Source organism: Rhizobium sp. CF142, from assembly GCF_000281145.1.
Classification (GTDB): domain Bacteria; phylum Pseudomonadota; class Alphaproteobacteria; order Rhizobiales; family Rhizobiaceae; genus Rhizobium.
Genome location: NZ_AJWE01000011.1, coordinates 90,040 through 105,361 on the forward strand (window position 1 = coordinate 90,040; position 15,322 = coordinate 105,361).

Annotated in this window: 18 protein-coding genes; 5 read left to right on the forward strand and 13 right to left on the reverse strand. The window is 60.3% G+C overall.

Annotated features, from left to right (window positions below):
* Positions 1 to 5: 5 nt before the first annotated feature.
* Positions 6 to 1,283: an imelysin family protein gene (locus tag PMI11_RS03605; protein WP_007813413.1), complete on the reverse strand. Its 1,278-nt coding sequence runs from the start codon at positions 1,281 to 1,283 to the stop codon at positions 6 to 8.
* 231 nt (positions 1,284 to 1,514) lie between these two features.
* Between PMI11_RS03605 and PMI11_RS03610 the strand changes: the two genes are divergently transcribed.
* Positions 1,515 to 2,024, forward strand: a complete 510-nt coding sequence (locus tag PMI11_RS03610; RefSeq protein WP_007813415.1) for an HPP family protein — start codon at positions 1,515 to 1,517, stop codon at positions 2,022 to 2,024.
* A gap of 3 nt (positions 2,025 to 2,027) precedes the next feature.
* Here the strand turns inward: PMI11_RS03610 and PMI11_RS03615 are convergent, their stop codons facing one another.
* The 5 genes from PMI11_RS03615 to PMI11_RS03635 form a co-directional block, all read right to left on the reverse strand.
* Entirely contained in the window at positions 2,028 to 3,317 is a 1,290-nt protein-coding gene (locus PMI11_RS03615) for an RsmB/NOP family class I SAM-dependent RNA methyltransferase (RefSeq protein WP_007813418.1), read from the reverse strand.
* 168 nt (positions 3,318 to 3,485) lie between these two features.
* Positions 3,486 to 3,848, reverse strand: a complete 363-nt coding sequence (locus PMI11_RS03620; protein WP_037070615.1) for a septal ring lytic transglycosylase RlpA family protein — start codon at positions 3,846 to 3,848, stop codon at positions 3,486 to 3,488.
* A gap of 409 nt (positions 3,849 to 4,257) precedes the next feature.
* Entirely contained in the window at positions 4,258 to 5,127 is an 870-nt protein-coding gene (locus tag PMI11_RS03625; protein ID WP_037070627.1) for an SDR family oxidoreductase, read from the reverse strand.
* Positions 5,127 to 6,287 carry a tRNA epoxyqueuosine(34) reductase QueG gene (gene queG / locus PMI11_RS03630; RefSeq protein WP_007813444.1) on the reverse strand — a complete coding sequence of 387 codons (1,161 nt, stop codon included), beginning with the start codon at positions 6,285 to 6,287 and terminating at the stop codon, positions 5,127 to 5,129. Before queG ends, PMI11_RS03625 begins: the two co-directional genes overlap by 1 nt.
* 12 nt (positions 6,288 to 6,299) lie before the next feature.
* Complete coding sequence (locus PMI11_RS03635; RefSeq protein WP_007813447.1) at positions 6,300 to 6,992, reverse strand: glutathione S-transferase family protein; 693 nt, start codon at positions 6,990 to 6,992, stop codon at positions 6,300 to 6,302.
* Positions 6,993 to 7,270: 278 nt separating this feature from the next.
* Here PMI11_RS03635 and PMI11_RS03640 point away from each other — a divergent pair, with 278 nt between their 5' ends.
* Positions 7,271 to 8,068, forward strand: coding sequence for an undecaprenyl-diphosphate phosphatase (locus PMI11_RS03640; RefSeq protein WP_007813448.1), 798 nt, complete (start codon positions 7,271 to 7,273; stop codon positions 8,066 to 8,068).
* 83 nt (positions 8,069 to 8,151) lie between these two features.
* Here the strand turns inward: PMI11_RS03640 and PMI11_RS37660 are convergent, their stop codons facing one another.
* The 7 genes from PMI11_RS37660 to dnaN form a co-directional block, all read right to left on the reverse strand.
* On the reverse strand, positions 8,152 to 8,304 hold the full coding sequence (locus PMI11_RS37660) for a hypothetical protein (RefSeq protein WP_007813451.1): 153 nt from the start codon (positions 8,302 to 8,304) through the stop codon (positions 8,152 to 8,154).
* Positions 8,305 to 8,589: 285 nt separating this feature from the next.
* On the reverse strand, positions 8,590 to 9,570 hold the full coding sequence (locus tag PMI11_RS03650) for a complex I NDUFA9 subunit family protein (protein WP_007813453.1): 981 nt from the start codon (positions 9,568 to 9,570) through the stop codon (positions 8,590 to 8,592).
* 110 nt (positions 9,571 to 9,680) lie between these two features.
* A complete protein-coding gene (locus PMI11_RS03655) occupies positions 9,681 to 9,968 on the reverse strand; it encodes a DUF1330 domain-containing protein (protein ID WP_007813455.1) in 288 nt (95 codons plus the stop codon).
* A gap of 25 nt (positions 9,969 to 9,993) precedes the next feature.
* Positions 9,994 to 10,701: an orotidine-5'-phosphate decarboxylase gene (gene pyrF, locus PMI11_RS03660; protein WP_007813456.1), complete on the reverse strand. Its 708-nt coding sequence runs from the start codon at positions 10,699 to 10,701 to the stop codon at positions 9,994 to 9,996.
* 6 nt (positions 10,702 to 10,707) lie between these two features.
* Positions 10,708 to 11,289: a histidine phosphatase family protein gene (locus tag PMI11_RS03665; protein ID WP_007813464.1), complete on the reverse strand. Its 582-nt coding sequence runs from the start codon at positions 11,287 to 11,289 to the stop codon at positions 10,708 to 10,710.
* Positions 11,290 to 11,883 carry a phospholipid N-methyltransferase PmtA gene (gene pmtA, locus PMI11_RS03670; protein WP_007813466.1) on the reverse strand — a complete coding sequence of 198 codons (594 nt, stop codon included), beginning with the start codon at positions 11,881 to 11,883 and terminating at the stop codon, positions 11,290 to 11,292.
* A 111-nt stretch (positions 11,884 to 11,994) separates the two neighbouring features.
* On the reverse strand, positions 11,995 to 13,113 hold the full coding sequence (gene dnaN, locus PMI11_RS03675) for a DNA polymerase III subunit beta (RefSeq protein ID WP_007813468.1): 1,119 nt from the start codon (positions 13,111 to 13,113) through the stop codon (positions 11,995 to 11,997).
* A 247-nt stretch (positions 13,114 to 13,360) separates the two neighbouring features.
* Here dnaN and rsmI point away from each other — a divergent pair, with 247 nt between their 5' ends.
* The 3 genes from rsmI (at position 13,361) to PMI11_RS03690 (ending at position 15,275) form a co-directional block, all read left to right on the forward strand.
* Complete coding sequence (rsmI, locus tag PMI11_RS03680; protein ID WP_037070629.1) at positions 13,361 to 14,275, forward strand: 16S rRNA (cytidine(1402)-2'-O)-methyltransferase; 915 nt, start codon at positions 13,361 to 13,363, stop codon at positions 14,273 to 14,275.
* Complete coding sequence (locus tag PMI11_RS03685) at positions 14,268 to 14,636, forward strand: YraN family protein (RefSeq protein ID WP_007813471.1); 369 nt, start codon at positions 14,268 to 14,270, stop codon at positions 14,634 to 14,636. Before rsmI ends, PMI11_RS03685 begins: the two co-directional genes overlap by 8 nt.
* A gap of 135 nt (positions 14,637 to 14,771) precedes the next feature.
* The gene (locus PMI11_RS03690; protein WP_007813472.1) at positions 14,772 to 15,275 is read left to right on the forward strand and encodes a cupin domain-containing protein; all 504 of its coding nucleotides are present in this window, start codon (positions 14,772 to 14,774) and stop codon (positions 15,273 to 15,275) included.
* Positions 15,276 to 15,322 lie beyond the last annotated feature (47 nt).

Genomic DNA, 15,322 nt, shown 5'->3' on the forward strand with positions numbered 1-15,322 from the left:
TTTGCTTATTTGAAGACAGCGTTAGGATTATCCAGGCTGTCAGAACCTTCAAGCTCGACGGTGCCGAGGTCAAGTGCGGCAATAACGCGCTGGACCGACTTCGTCTGATCGATGAGACCGTCTATCGCGGCCTGAACGACGGCGTTGCCTTCCTTGTTGCCCTCGCCGATCATCTGGTCGTACTTCTCGACCGTCTCGCCGCGCTTGGCCATGGCGTGCATGGCATCCAGCGTCGTGTTGAGCTTGCCGGTCATCTCGGCATCCAGAGCCTTGTCCTTGGCGGCAACGAGGTCGTGCAGCGACGGGCCGGTCATCTTGGTGCCGTCGACGCGGGTATATTCGCCCGAATAGGCAGCAGCGATGCCGATCGCGTCATTCAGATGCGAGTTGTAGGTGTTGTCTGAGAAGCAATCGTGCTCTTCTTCCGGATCGTGCAGCAGCAGGCCGAGCTTCATGCGCTCGCCGGCGAGCTCGCCGTAGGAGAGCGAACCCATGCCCGTCAGGATGGCGACGAGGCCGGCCTTCGGATCGGCTTCGACATGCTTCGTGGCTTCGCCGCCAGGTGCCCAGTCGTCGGTCATTTCCTGCAGGTCGGAAACGAGCAGCGTGGAAGCCGACTTCAGATATTCGGCGCGGCGGTCGCAATTGCCGTGCGTGCAGTTCTTCAGATCGTAATCGGTGGCGGGACGTTCGCCGGCGCCCGGTCCCGTGCCATGCAGATCCTGGCCCCAGAGCAGGAATTCGATGGCGTGGTAGCCGGTCGCGACATTGGCTTCGATACCGCCGGCTTCGGCCAGCGTGCCGGAGAGGAATTCCGGCGTCAGCTTGGAAGCGTCGACATCCTTGCCGTCGATCTTGATCGTCTTGTTGGCGATGACGTTTGCGACATAGAGGGAGTTCTCGTCACTTTCCGTGCCATAGGAGGGATCGACATAGTCGATCAGGCCTTCATCGAGCGGCCAAGCGTTGACCTTGCCTTCCCAGTCGTCGACAACAGGGTTGCCGAAACGGTAGACCTCGGTCTGCTGATAGGGAACGCGCGCCTTGATCCAGGCATCCCTGGCGGCCTTCAGCGTCGCATCATCAGGCGACTTCAGAAACGCGTCGATGGCTGCGTCGAGCGCCTTGGCTGTTGTCAGCGAGTCTTCATACTTGGCATGCGCGACCTCGGCGTAATGTTTCACGACAGCGGCTGCGTCGGTTGCCGCATGCGCGGGAAGGGCGAGCAGGGCGGCGGGGGCAATCGCCAGCGCAGCTGCTCGGAATGTGCGGTTGAGCTTCATAATCCTCTCCTGTGACGGATTTCCGTCTGAATCCGGCATTCGTCTCTTCGCCCAAAAGCAAACTGGTGTCAAACACTCTAGTTTGGAATGGTTTTAAGGATGGATTTCCGTAAGCGGCCTGTCTATTTGAAAAGCATTTGCTTGAAAATTCAGCACGACGCGCGCTATTAATCGCGCACTCTGCTTAATCCTTCATCTGACCCGCCTCAACACCTCATCCGACCGGCCTTCATGCGTCATCACATCAGGCATTTCATTCATCGCCACGAGCCGAAGGGCGCGTTCCATGCACATCTGAAGTCCGGAATTGGTGCCGTCATCGGCATGGTTTCGGTCGGCACCCTTGCTGTTACGACGGGCATTCCGCTGCTGATTGCGCCCTTTGGCGCAACGGCGGTGCTGATCTTTGGGCAGCCCAAGAGCCCGCTCGCCCAGCCGGCAAATGTCATTGGCGGTTACGTTCTTGCTGCGGCGGTCGGCGCCGCAGCCGCTTTCTTCTTTCCGGGCCTCTGGTGGGTCGCGGCAATCGCCGTCGGTATCGCAATCGCCGGCATGCTGGCGCTGAGGGTCACGCATCCGCCGGCAGGCGCCGTGCCGCTTGTTGCTCTCGGATCGCATCTCAGCGGATTGACGCTTTTTGCAGTCGTCTTGTTCGGCGGCGTCCTGCTGGTCGCGATCGCCGTCGTGCACCACTTCATCCCACCGCGGCATCAATATCCGCTGCGGGCGCCGTCGCCGTAAGGCTCAGCCTTTTCTTTTGAGGCGGCAGAAGAAGAAGCCGTCCGTATCCGTCGAGGCCGGCGTCAGCGTGATCGTCTTGCCGTCGGAAGAGCGTGGGCGCGTTCCATCCTTGCCGAACAGGCTGGCCCAGGCGGGCAGGGCGCTGACGATCTCGAAGTCGCTGTTGTCGGTGGCAAAGCGCCGCACCTGTTCTTCGTTCTCCTGCGGCAGCACCGAGCAAGTAACGTAGATCAGTTCGCCGCCGGGGCGCACGAAGCTGCTCGCCTGCGTCAGCGCGTCCTGCTGCTGGGCGGTGCGCTCGTCGAGGTTCTTGGCCGTCAGCCGCCATTTCGTATCCGGGCGCCGGCGCCACGTGCCCGTGCCGGTGCAGGGCGCATCGACCAGCACCTTGTCGCAGCGGTCGCGCAGGCTGGACAGGCCTCTGACATCGTCATGGACCTGGACATTGCGTGTGCCGGCGCGCTTCAGCCGCTCGATAATCGGCGCAAGCCGCTTGCGGTCGGCATCATAGGCGTGGACCTGGCCCTTGTTGTGCATGGCGGCCGCCATGGCGAGCGTCTTGCCGCCGCCGCCGGCGCAATAATCCAGCACCTGCTCGCCGTCCTTCGGTAACACGAGGTCGGCAACGATCTGCGATCCCTCGTCCTGAACTTCGAACCAGCCTTTCTGGAACGAAAGCTCGGCCGTCACATTGGGCAAACGTGAGGCACCTTCGCCGGCGGCAATCCGGATGCCGTAGCGTGCGATCTTCGCCTCATTCGCGCCCGCGCGTTCCAGCGCCTTGACGGCCCTTTCGCGGGTGGCCTTCAGGATATTGGCGCGCAGATCAAGCGTCGGGCGTCCGGCAAGCGCCTGCGCCTCGGAAAGCCAGTCGCCGCCGAAAGCCTGTTCGAAGGAGGATTGCACCCATTCTGGAATATCGCCCTGAACATGCGGGGCAGCGTCGGAAAGAGAGCGGCTCGTAAAGGCCGCGAGTGCGTCGGCCGAAAGCGGCGTCGGCGCGAACTTGTCGTCGGCAAGTTCGGCGGCCAGCGTTTCCGGCGTAAAACCCCATTGGCGGAACATGACGGCATGGGCAATGGCAACGGCACTGTCGTCGTCCATCAGATAGGCATGGGACAGTCGCATGCGCAACGCATCGTAGACGATGTTGCCGATCGCCGCCCTGTCGCCGGAACCGGCGAAACGGTGAGCGAGGCCCCAGTCCTTCAGCGCATCGGCGACAGGCCTTTTACGGGCATCGATATCAGCCAGAACCGAAATCGCCCCTTCGAGGCGGCCGCCCAAACGCATTCAAACTTCTCCTGTTGCCTTGGCTAGTGAACGATCCGCGCGGAAAGAGCCTCAGCAAGCCTGATGGCGGGGGCAGATTGTTTACAAGTCTCAACCGCGTGGTTACCCGCGATTGACGGCAAGAGCAAGCGCCGCATCCGGCGCAGGGATTTTGCGGAGGACGTAGCCTCAGCTCATGACTTCGTAGCAAACCTTCGCAGTACCTGTAGAGACCATGCCGATATTCTGGGCAGCAGCGCGTGACAGGTCGAGTACGCGACCGCGGATGAACGGACCACGATCATTGATGCGAACGACGACGCTGCGGCCGTTGTTGCGGTTGGTGACCTTCACCTTGGTGCCGAATGCCAGAGAGCGATGTGCGGCAGTATAGATGGCCGGGTTCATGCGTTCCCCGGAAGCAGTTTTGGAGCGAAGTGCGTACCACGAAGCACCGCCACATCCGTTAGCAGCAAATCCTTCGGCCGGGAGGATGAAAGAGCAGGCTGCAATGGCTGCGGTAGTGATTAGAGAACGGCAGATTTTCTTCAAAACGGATTGTCCCTCAACTGTTGAACTTGCGCCTTTACAGGCGGTGGGGCTTCAATCCGGGGAAAAGTGGCGAAAAAGTGCCGACCGCGATCACGGAACGTTACAGTCTGTAACATTTGTGATTCCGGTAACATTGCGGTAGCAGGACACCGCTTTGACGAATTGTGGAAAAAACCTAATGAAATCAGCTAAAATCCGAACGATTTTTTCGGGAAAGCGGTAAACATTTGATGGCCGTTAGAAATCACAAAAAATTTTTGCTCACATCGCCATATTTGCTGCCACATTTGCGCAAATTTAGAGGCCGTTAACCATAATACGGAGCGAAATTCAGTTCGATAAAATAAGAAAGTAGGAAATTTCTACTCTTTACGGGTTATAGCCCTCTCACCCGAATGGGAGGGTGCCGTCAGCCCCGCCATCCGTCATTTTGCCAGAGCTGGGCAAGCGACATCGGATAGTTCGGGAAGGCGAAACGGAAGCCCGTAGCCTTCAGTTTGGCATTGGAAACCCGCTTGTTCTCTCCATAAAAGGAGCGAGCCATGGGTGTCATCTCGGCCGTCTCGAAAGGTTGCTCTGGTGGCGGTGCGACGCCCATCAGGCGGGCGGCTTCGACGATGACATCCTGCGGCGGGCCGGGCTGGTCGTCGGTGACATTATAGATGCCACCGAGCGCATGCTCCGACAAAAAGCGGGTGGAAGCGCCGATGTCCTCCACGCGGATGCGGTTGAAGACCTGGTCCTTCTTGATGATCCGGCGCGCCGTGCCACGATCCAGATTGACGAAGGCGTTGCGTCCCGGTCCGTAAATGCCGGAAAGACGCAATATCGCGGCCGGTAAGTCGCGGGCACGGCCGAGCGCAAGCCAGGCGTCCTCAGCGTCCAGCCGTTCCTTGGAGCGGCCGGAGACCGGCACACAAGGGGTCTCCTCGGTCACCCAGGAGCCTTTGTGATCGCCATAGACGCCGACCGTGGAGAGATAGCCGATCCATTGCAGGTCAGGCAGAAGCACCGTGCTGTCCTTGCCGAGCAATGCAAGCAGCGGATCGGCATCGCGCGGAGCGATCGACTGCACGAGATGCGTGACGCCGGCCATTGCCGCACGCAGATCGTCGCTCAAGCTCTCGCCGTCGAAGATGAAGGCTTCGATCCCGGTTCTCCGTAGCTCTTCGGCTTTCTCTTCTGAACGGGTCGTGCCGGAGATGCGCATGCCGCTGTCGCCAAAAGCTCTGGCGATCGCCGTACCGGAATAACCGCAGCCAAAGATCATCACATGCATCAGCTTACCCCCGCCAGTCGCCATTCGTTGAGGACCTCTTCGTCCGACTCATTTTCCCTTTGTGCGGCAAAGGCTTCGAATTCACCAGCCTCCATGAGCCGCGACAGTGCCCAAACCGCCATGCCGCGCACGACAGGCGAGGCATCCGCGGCGAGCGCACGACATCGCTCGATCAGGCTACGCTCGCCGGAATTACCGGCAGCGATCAGCACGTTACGAATGAAGCGGTCACGCCCGATGCGCTTGACCGGCGAACCGCTGAAGAACGTGCGGAAGGTCGGGTCGTCGAGCGTCAAAAGGAAGACGATCGAAGGTTCCTTCAGATCCTCACGCGCTTTCAGCTTCATTTCCGACGCTTCGTTTGCGAACTTGTTCCAGGGGCATGCGGCGAGACAATCGTCGCAGCCGTAAATGCGGTTGCCCATCAGCGGCCTGAACTCGGGATCGATCGGCCCCTTGTGCTCGATCGTCAGATACGAGATGCAGCGGCGCGCATCGATCTGGTAGGGCGCAGGAAAGGCAGCTGTCGGGCAGGCATCGTGGCAGGCGCGGCAGGAGCCGCAATGATCGGTCTCCGAGGCATCTATATTGAGATCGGCAGTCGTGAACATAGAGCCGAGGAAAAGCCAGGAGCCGTGCTCGCGGCTGACGAGATTGGTGTGTTTGCCCTGCCAGCCGAGACCGGCCGCCGCGGCCAGCGGCTTTTCCATGACGGGTGCGGTATCGACGAAGACCTTTACGTCCGCGCCGGCCTTGGCTGCGAAGCGCGTGGCGATCTCCTTCAGTCGGCCCTTCATGACGTCATGATAGTCGCGGTTGCGGGCGTAGACGGAGATTGCCGCCTTATCTTTCTTGCCGAGAATGCCACGCGGATCCTCGTCCGGCCCATAATTGAGGCCGAAGACGGCAACAGAGCGCACATCGCTCCAGAGCGTGCGCGGATCGCCGCGGCGCTCGCGCGTCTCCGCCATCCACTCCATCGTCCCGTGCCGGCCCTCATCGATGAATTGGCCGAGCCGCTCCTTTGCCTCGGGAATGGCGTCAGGACGGGTGATGCGACAGAGATCGAAGCCGAGAGCGCCCGCTTCCCCCTTCAGGAAGGCGGTCAAATTGTCGCGGCGATTCCGCTCCTTGATATCCTCGATTTTCGCTTCGGGCATCGAAAGCCCTCGTCAGAAATCCAGATCGGCGTAATGGGAAACCGGCGTCAGTCCGCGCACACGCTCGGTGAGCATCGGGCGGAAGGAGGGGCGCGATTTCAGCCGCTGGTACCAGTCCTTGGCGAGCGGCGATTCCGACCAGTCGATCTCGCCGAGATAATCGAGGATGGAAATGGAGGCTGCGGCGGCAAGGTCGGCATAGCTCATCCGGTCGCCGGCAAGCCATTGGCGCGAGCCGGCTAGCCAGGTGAGATAACGCATGTGCTGGCGGATATTGGCGCGTGCCGTGCGCAACATCTTGGAATCCGGGGCGCCGCCGCCCTGGTCGGCCGTCATTTGCAGCTTGTAGACGCGCTCGCGCGCCAGCGGCTTGGTGACGTCGTTTTCCATCTTTTGCATGAACCATTCCGTCAGACGGCGGATTTCCGCGCGCTGGAACGGATCTTCGGCGAGCAGCCGGCGGTCGCGTTTCAGCACGCCATGCGTCTCGTCGAGATATTCCGAAATGACCGTCGCGCCGCAGAGCGCGCGCATGCTGTCGTCCACATAGACGGGCAGCGTGCCAGCCGGGTTGAGCGCCAGGAAGTCGCGGCGTTTCTCCCAGGTCTGTTCTTCGATCAGCTCTGCCTGATAGCCGTATTCCGCCAGAATGAGCCTGACGAAGCGAGACGCGGACGACATGGGATGATGGTAAAGCGTGGGCATCGATACTCGAACTTTTGATTGTGGTGCATGGACTCAAGGGCGCGCCACTTATACCGCCCTAGTCATGACTCATTAGTTGAAGCTATAGGAGTTTGGCCCCGCCAATACAAGCGAATCGGGCCGCACCCGCCTGACAACGGACAAAACATGGCTGTCTGAATGATCGCAATTCCTCGCTCGCCTTTTCTTTTCCCCGCTCTGGCGCATGGCGATTGTGCAGTGCAATATAAAGCCATCTACTATTCCAGTCTGACCGAACCCCAAACCGGAGACATTTTATGGACTACATAAGCTCTATAATCCTGGGCATTATAGAAGGGATCACGGAATTCCTGCCGATTTCGAGTACCGGCCACCTCATCATTGCGGAGCAGTGGCTCGGGGCGCGCTCGGACACATTCAATATCGTCATTCAGGCAGGTGCCATCCTCGCCGTCACGATCATCTACTGGCGCCGCCTGCTTGATCTTCTGCTCGGCTGGCGCGATCCGCAGAACCGGGATTATGCCCTCAAGCTGATCGTTGCCTTTCTGATCACGGCAGTGCTCGGCCTTCTCGTCAAGAGAATGGGCTACGAGCTGCCTGAGACCGCCACGCCGGTTGCCTGGGCGCTGATCATCGGCGGTATCTGGATGATCTTTGCCGAATGGGCTGCCGCCCGCCGCCCGCCGAGCACTCACATCACCTGGCTCGTTGCCATCCTTGTCGGTATCGCCCAGGTTGTTGCCGGCGTCTTCCCCGGAACGTCCCGCTCTGGCGCGACGATCTTCGTCGCAATGCTGGCCGGCACGGCTAACCGCGCCGCGGCAACTGAATTCGCCTTCCTCGTCGGCATTCCGACCATGTATGCGGCAAGCGCCTTTTCACTGCTGAAAACCTTCAAGGATGGCGGTGCGGCAAACGAGGACTGGACCGCGCTCGGCATTGCCTTCGTCGTTTCCACGATTGTCGCCTTCATCGCCGTCAAGTGGCTGCTGGCCTATATCAGGAGTAACCGTTTCACGGTGTTTGCGATCTATCGCATCATTCTGGGTGTTGTGCTGCTCGGCATGGCGATGGCCGGCATGATCAGCTGAGTCACCGGACACGCGAGTGAGCGATATGTATCGCTCGCGCCGAGAGAAAAAATGAAGCCGGTTCGAAAGGACCGGCTTTTCTGTTAGTGGGTGATGGAGGCCGTTGAGCAGGGATCGACGCCGTAAGCCGGCGAGCAGCTGCCCTTCACCGCTGCGACGGAGCCCGGCGCAATGAAGGAGCCTGCGAGGATTACCAGTGCCGCACACGCAAAAAGAAGCGCGATTGACTTACCCATCAGAAATAGCCTTTCACAGTGATTACCGCACGCCTGCGAGGCGCCCTGAGTCTGTCTGGAGACGCGCGGGGGTGTTTAGTCAGTGGAGTAGCAAATAGCAATAAATGTTCCTGCTAAATTTGGTGTTAATTCCACTAAATTTCCTATGCGTCTTTTATGCAACGTCACACAATATGAGATGCAGTGTAACACGCCAGGCTTGCGCCGGATTGGCGCCCCGCGAAAATGAAAAACGCCGCCCGCGAAAGCTCGCGAACGGCGTTTGAATTGTCTTCTATCGATTGATCAGGCAGCCTTGCCGGAGCCGGTATACTGGCCGTGCGGACGATACTGCACGAGGTAGGAGTCGAGCACCGAAGTCGCCATCGTCGGCGTGATGCCGAGGCCCTTCAGTGTGCGGCCCTCGGCTTCGGCTGCCTTCGAAACGACGTTGTCGTGCTTCAGAAGCTTGACTTGGTCCGGCGTGATCGGCGGCGCGATGAACGGCATGAGCGAGGCGATGCTGCCGATCAGCGATGCGATGCTGAAAGGCAGGGAAACGAGCCGATTCTTGCGTACCGTCACCTTGAGTATGGTTTCGAGACATTCGCGGAAGGTCAGGACCTCAGGACCGCCGAGCTCATAGATCTTGCCGCCTTCGACCTTGCCGTCGACGGCACGGGCAACGGCCTCGGCGACATCCTCGACATACACGGGCTGGAACTTCGTCTTGCCGCCGCCGACGAGCGGAAGGACCGGGAAAGTACGCGCCATATCGGCGAACTTGTTGAAGAAGCTATCCTCCGGGCCGAAGACGATCGACGGACGAAAGATGATCGCATCCGGCTTGATCGACAGGATGGCAGCTTCCGCGCGGCCTTTGGTACGGCCGTAGTTGGAGTTCGAACCGGCGTTCGCGCCGATGGCGGAAATGTGTGTCAGCGTAGCACCGACGCTGCGGGCCGCCTCGGCCACTGCGCGGCCGCCAAATTCCTGCACAGCGTCGAAGGTGTTGCGGCCGCTCTCGAAGAGGATGCCGACACAATTGATGACGTGATCGGCGCCTTCGACGGCGCGGTCGATCGAGTTGCGGTAGCGCAGGTTGGCCTGGACCAAAGAGATCTGGCCGACATTGCCGAGCGGCTGCAGGAAGCCGGCAAGGTCGGGGCGGCGCACGGCAACGCGGATGCGATAGCCGCGCTTGGCCAGCACACGCACGACATGTCTGCCGATGAAGCCGGACCCTCCGAACACGGTAACGAGCGGCGGCAGGTTGGCAAGGGTCATGGCAGGCTCCTCGAAAGGCTTTGGAATGCTGTGATTGTTTTCGTCTTAGCCGAATACCGACGCGACGAAAAGGGCCATCGCGCCGCAGTTCTTACCCGTTCGAAACTGGCTCAGACGCCTTCGACCACGACCATTTCCGCATCAGCCACTTCATGGCGGATTTTTGCGGCAGCCTGGTATTCCGGCGAATTATAGCAGTCGACGGCATGCTGCATCGAGGGAAATTCGATAACGACATTGCGGGCGCGTGCTTTGCCTTCGAGTTCGGTGATCGCGCCGCCACGGGCGAGGAAGTTCGCACCATACTTCTCGAAGGCGGGCTTTGCGGTTGCGACGTAATCCTTGTAGCGCTCGAGGTCGCGCACATCGACGCGAGCAATCCAGTATCCCTTGGGCATTTTTATCTCCCCTTCAGCGGATGTGTCAGCGGTTCGCCGGCCAGAGCGCGGCAACCATTTCATTGAGGATTGCGCGGGCCGCTTCCCGCGGCTCCGGCGCCTTGACGATCGGCCGGGCGACGACGAGATGGGTGGAGCCGGCCTTCAACGCATCCGAAGGCGTCATAACCCGCTTCTGATCGCCCTTCTCGGAGCCTGTCGGGCGGATGCCCGGGGTGACGATCGCCATGTCAGGTCCGACAATCTCGCGGACGCTGCCTGACTCCTCGGCAGAGCAGACGATACCGCCCATCCCGGCAATGCGCGCCTGTTCAGCACGCCGCGCGACCAGTGTTTTCGGATCGTACTGATAGCCGGCCTCGACGAGGTCCTCGGCATCCATGGAGGTCAGCACCGTAACGCCTAGCAGGCAGAGGCCGGAGCCCTTGGCCGCCTCGACAGCGGCCTTCATTGCTTTCGGATAGGCGTGCAGCGTCAGCATCGACATGCCCATCTTGGCGATGTTCTCGACACCTGACGCGACCGTATTGTCGATGTCGAGCAGTTTCATGTCGAGGAAGATCTTCTTGCCGCTGGCGGCGAGATCGCGGGCAAATTCCAGCCCGCCGGCAAAGACGAGCTGGTAGCCGATCTTGTAGAAGAGAATGTCGTCGCCGAGCGTGGAAACCAATCTTTCCGCTTCGCCAATCGTTGGAACATCAAGTCCGACGATCAACCGCTCGCGTGCGTCCATCTCAATTCATCCCCGCCAGTCTTCAATGGGTGTCCAGTCGCATGATAAGCGCCGATCCGCAAGGCCGAAAGCATAGAGATTGCCACCACCGCCTGGCTGGTCGCGATCACGCGCAATCGGCGCGCCCATCAGATGGCACTTGAGCAGCGTTCCGACGCCGCCGTGGCCGACAAAGGCGATCGGCGCATTCGCCTCATGCGAGGATAGGATGGTCTCGACGGCGGAGACGATGCGGGCCTGCGCATCGGCGGCCCGCTCCCAGCCCCTGAAGCTCTCCTGTGGATGGGCAAAGAACCAGTTGGCTGCCTCCTCGAACTTGTCGGGCGGCAGGAAGCCGGTGGCCGAGCGGTCGTTCTCGTGCGTGCCATGCACGATTTCGATTTTCACGCCTGAGGCCGCAGCAAGGATTTCCGCCGTCTCGATCGCCTTTGTCTCGTCGCTGGAGACGATGCGGGCCAGCCGCTTCGCCCAGTCGCTCGAAGCAGCCTTGCGGGCGCGCTCGGCGCCGATCTCTGAAAGACCCCACTTGGGAACGGGAACCTGCGGGTCGATCTTGACCTGAGGGTGAGTGATATAAAGTCCAAACATTTATCCGCGCCGATAGATCCAGAGTTGAGCTGGAGGAATATTGCGCACGATGAAATCAAAATGATGAATGCTGTAACGATCGGCATTGGCGACGATCGGCGAAACTGCGCCATAAGAAATCTGCACCATCGGCCGACCAGCCGGCATGCGGTCGAGCAGGCTTTCCAAGAGCGCGATGCGCGCTTGCATGGGGAAGTTCAGGAGCGGTATGCCCGAAATAACGGAATCGAATTTCTGATCCTTGAGCGAGCCGAGCGTTTTGTCGAGATCGAAGGCATCGCCGTTGATGAAGCTCACGCCGGGGTAAAGCCGCATGAGGTGTTCGTAGAAGTCCGTCGAATATTCGATGGCGACGAGCTTTTCCGGCTTCACGCCATGCGCAAGGATCGCCTTGGTGATAGCGCCGGTGCCGGGACCGAGTTCGAGCACGGGCAGGTCCGAATGCGGATTTGCGACGCTTGCCATCTTGCGGGCAGTGATCGAGGAAGTCGGAACGATGGAGCCTACGGTCTTCGGCCCCTGCATCATGCCCTTGAAGAAGCGGATCTCCTCGTCAAACTTCCTGCCGAGCCGTTCCTTGAGCCGCAATGCCATGCCGTCCTCCCATGCCTGCCGGTCAACTTTCCCTTAATTGCAGGAGGGTGAAGCAAAAACAAGAGGCGATGTCGCGATCAGGAAAGTTTCAACCGCAAAAGCGACGCGCGTTTAAACGCGCATCGGCATCAGCACGTAGAGCGCGTCATCGCCGGCAGTGTCACGCACGAGTGTCGGCGAACCCGCATCGGCCAAAAGGAAGATCGCCTCGTCGCCGGAAAGCTGCGCGGTGATGTCGAGCAGGTACTTGGCATTAAAGCCGATTTCCATTGGGTCCGTGTCGTAGCCGACGGCAACTTCTTCTGTCGCGCTGCCGGAATCCGGATTGTTGACAGTGAGCAGAAGCTGACCATCGGAGAGCGCGAGCTTCACAGCGCGGCCGCGCTCGGATGAAATGGTCGAGACGCGATCGACGGCCTGGGCAAAGCTCGTGCAGTCGACGCGCATTTCCTTGTCGTTATTGGTCGGGATGACGCGCTGGTAGTCCGGGAAGGTGCCGTCGATCAGCTTCGAGGTCATGACGATGGAACTGAGGGTGACCCGGATCTTGGCATCGGAAACTTCAACGGTGACGATCGCGTCAGGCGTATCGACCAGCTTCTGCAGCTCACCTACCGTCTTGCGCGGAATGATGATGCCAGGCATGCCTTCCGAGCCGGAGGGGGCATCGACATCGGCGCGGGCCAGACGGTGGCCATCGGTCGCAACGGCGCGCAGCTTCAGGTCGCCGCCGCTCTCGATGGTGTGGAAGAAGATGCCGTTCAGATAGTAGCGGGTTTCCTCGGTCGAAATCGCAAACTGTGTGCGGTCGATCAGCATCTTCAGATCGCTTGCCTTCAGCTTGAAGGAATGCGTGAACGTGCCGGCGGTCAGATCCGGGAAGTCGGATTCCGGCAGGCACTGCAGCGAGAACTTCGAACGGCCGGACTGAACGGTCATCGAGCCGCCATCCTGAGAGCTGGCAAGCAGCACTTCCGCGCCATCGGGAAGCTTGCGGACGATATCGTAAAGAAGATGGGCGGGAACGGTGGTGGCGCCGGCCTGCTCGACATTGGCAGGCGTCGCTTCGGTGATTTCCAGATCGAGGTCGGTCGCCTTCATGTCGAGGCTCTGCCCATCGGCCTTCAACAGCACGTTTGACAGGATCGGGATCGTGTTGCGGCGTTCGACCACGCGGTGCACGTGGTTCAGCGACTTCAAAAGGTTTGACCGCTCAATAGTAATACGCATGGGATGCTACCGCTTTCGACCTTTATTGTCCGGGCGCCCGGAAGCGCCGCGTCACTGCTTTCCCCTTTGGGAGAGGGGAGTGGACGGGCAAAATGGCAGAACTTTGCCGACGATTGCAAGAGGCATGGCTGCCCGCAAGCCTGCAAATGCCGTTTTGCAGTGCAATGCTCACAGAAATTGCGGCCCTTGTCGAAGCCACACCGCTCGCCCATAAAGGCAAGAGGCCGGCGGAATGAAAGCGAATGACATGACGGAAGAGACAACAGCGGAAACCGGCGCCCGGCGCGGCTTTCGCCTGCACAATATCGCGGTGCCTGCGCGACCGCTCGAACCGGCTCTCTATCTCGTCGCAACGCCGATCGGCAATCTCGGCGATATCACGCTGCGGGCGCTGGAAACGCTTGCCGGTGCGGATGTCCTGGCCTGCGAGGATACACGCGTTACCCGCGTCCTGCTCGATCGCTACGGCATTCAGAACCGCCCCTTTGCCTATCATGAACATAACGCCGATGAAGCCGGGCCGCGGCTCCTGCAGGCGCTCGAAGCCGGCAAGTCTGTGGCGCTCGTTTCCGATGCAGGCACGCCGCTCGTCTCCGACCCAGGCTATCGCCTAGCTCAGCAGGCGATCGAAGCAGGTTACCGCGTTATCCCCATTCCCGGCGCTTCCGCGCCGCTTGCGGCTCTGGTCGGCTCAGGGCTGCCGAACGATGCTTTTCTCTTTGCCGGTTTCCTGCCGACCAAGGACAAAGCCCGTCGCGACCGTCTCGCAGAATTCGCAAACGCACCGGCCACACTGATCTTCTTTGAATCACCCCATCGCATCGGCGCAACGCTGCTGGCGGCTGCCGATGTGCTCGGCGCTGAACGCGAGGCGTCGGTCTGCCGCGAGCTGACCAAGACCTATGAGGAATTCCGCCGCGGCACGCTCTCCGAGCTCGCCACCTATTATGAAGAGCATGACAATGTGAAGGGTGAGATCGTTCTCGTCATCGGCCCGCCGAAGGACGAGCCGGCAACCGCGGCGGATGTCGACGCCATTCTCGCCGATCTCTCAAAATCGCTGCCAACCGCCGGGGCCGCGACCGAGGCTGCCCGCTTGACCGGCCTGCCGCGCAAGGTGCTCTACCAGAAGCTTCTCGACATGAAGGCTGCGAATGGCTGACGGCGAAGCCACGCTCCGCAGGAGAAAGGCGCTGCGCCGCGGCGCGGCGGCAGAATATATCGCCGCCATTTTCCTGATGCTGAAAGGCTATCGCATTCTCGTCATGCGCTACAAAACGAAGCTCGGCGAGATCGATATTATCGCTCGCAAGGGAGACCTGGCCGTCTTTGTCGAGGTCAAGGCGCGCGCTGACGAAACGGGCGCGGTGGATGCTGTGTCCTACGCCTCACAAAAACGCATCCGGGCTGCGAGTGATCTCTGGCTCGCCCGCCAGCGGGACTATGCCCGGCTCTCACAGCGCTATGATATCGTTGCGATATTGCCGGGAAAACTGCCTCGTCATTTCCCGGATGCTTTCTAGGAGGTCGCTAAATTCCGCAGGCGCCTGAAACTGACGAACAAGCTTTCGTTAAAGTTTTAGCGTCTGCTTGAACGGCCTTTTACGACTCTTTTGTTATCCAAGGCTGAGCTAGGGGTAGCAAACTGGGGGTAATTCATGGCCTTGAAGATGATGCTTGCAACCGCGGTCGCCATGGCTGCGCGGTCCGTGCCTTACGCCGCGTTGAAGCCATCAGGCAAATCGTTCGTTGCACAGGCAAGCGACGGCATGGTGCTGAAGTCGACGCCGATCAATCCGGACTGGATCATCAGCGGCAATCCGCAGGCGCGCACGGCAGAACATTCCCGCGGCCATGACGAAGCATCGCTGACGGCGATCTGGGATTGCACATCAGGCGAATTCCGCTGGCGTTTCGGCTGGGACGAGACGGTCATGATCCTCGAAGGCGAGGTACACGTCACCACCGAAGATGGCCTGGAACGCACGCTGCAGGTGGGCGATGTCGCTTTCTTTGCTGGCGGCACCTGGGCGAACTGGCGAGTCGACAATTACGTCCGCAAGGTCGCCTTCCTGCGTAAGCCTTTCCCGAAGCCGCTCGCCATTGCCTATCGCCTGCGCAACCTCTTGCGGAGCGGCGGTGGCACCGGCATCGCGGCCTGAAAATTGCGCCAGCGGAGGCGTGCGAAGCCATTGATTGCCGTTGCGTT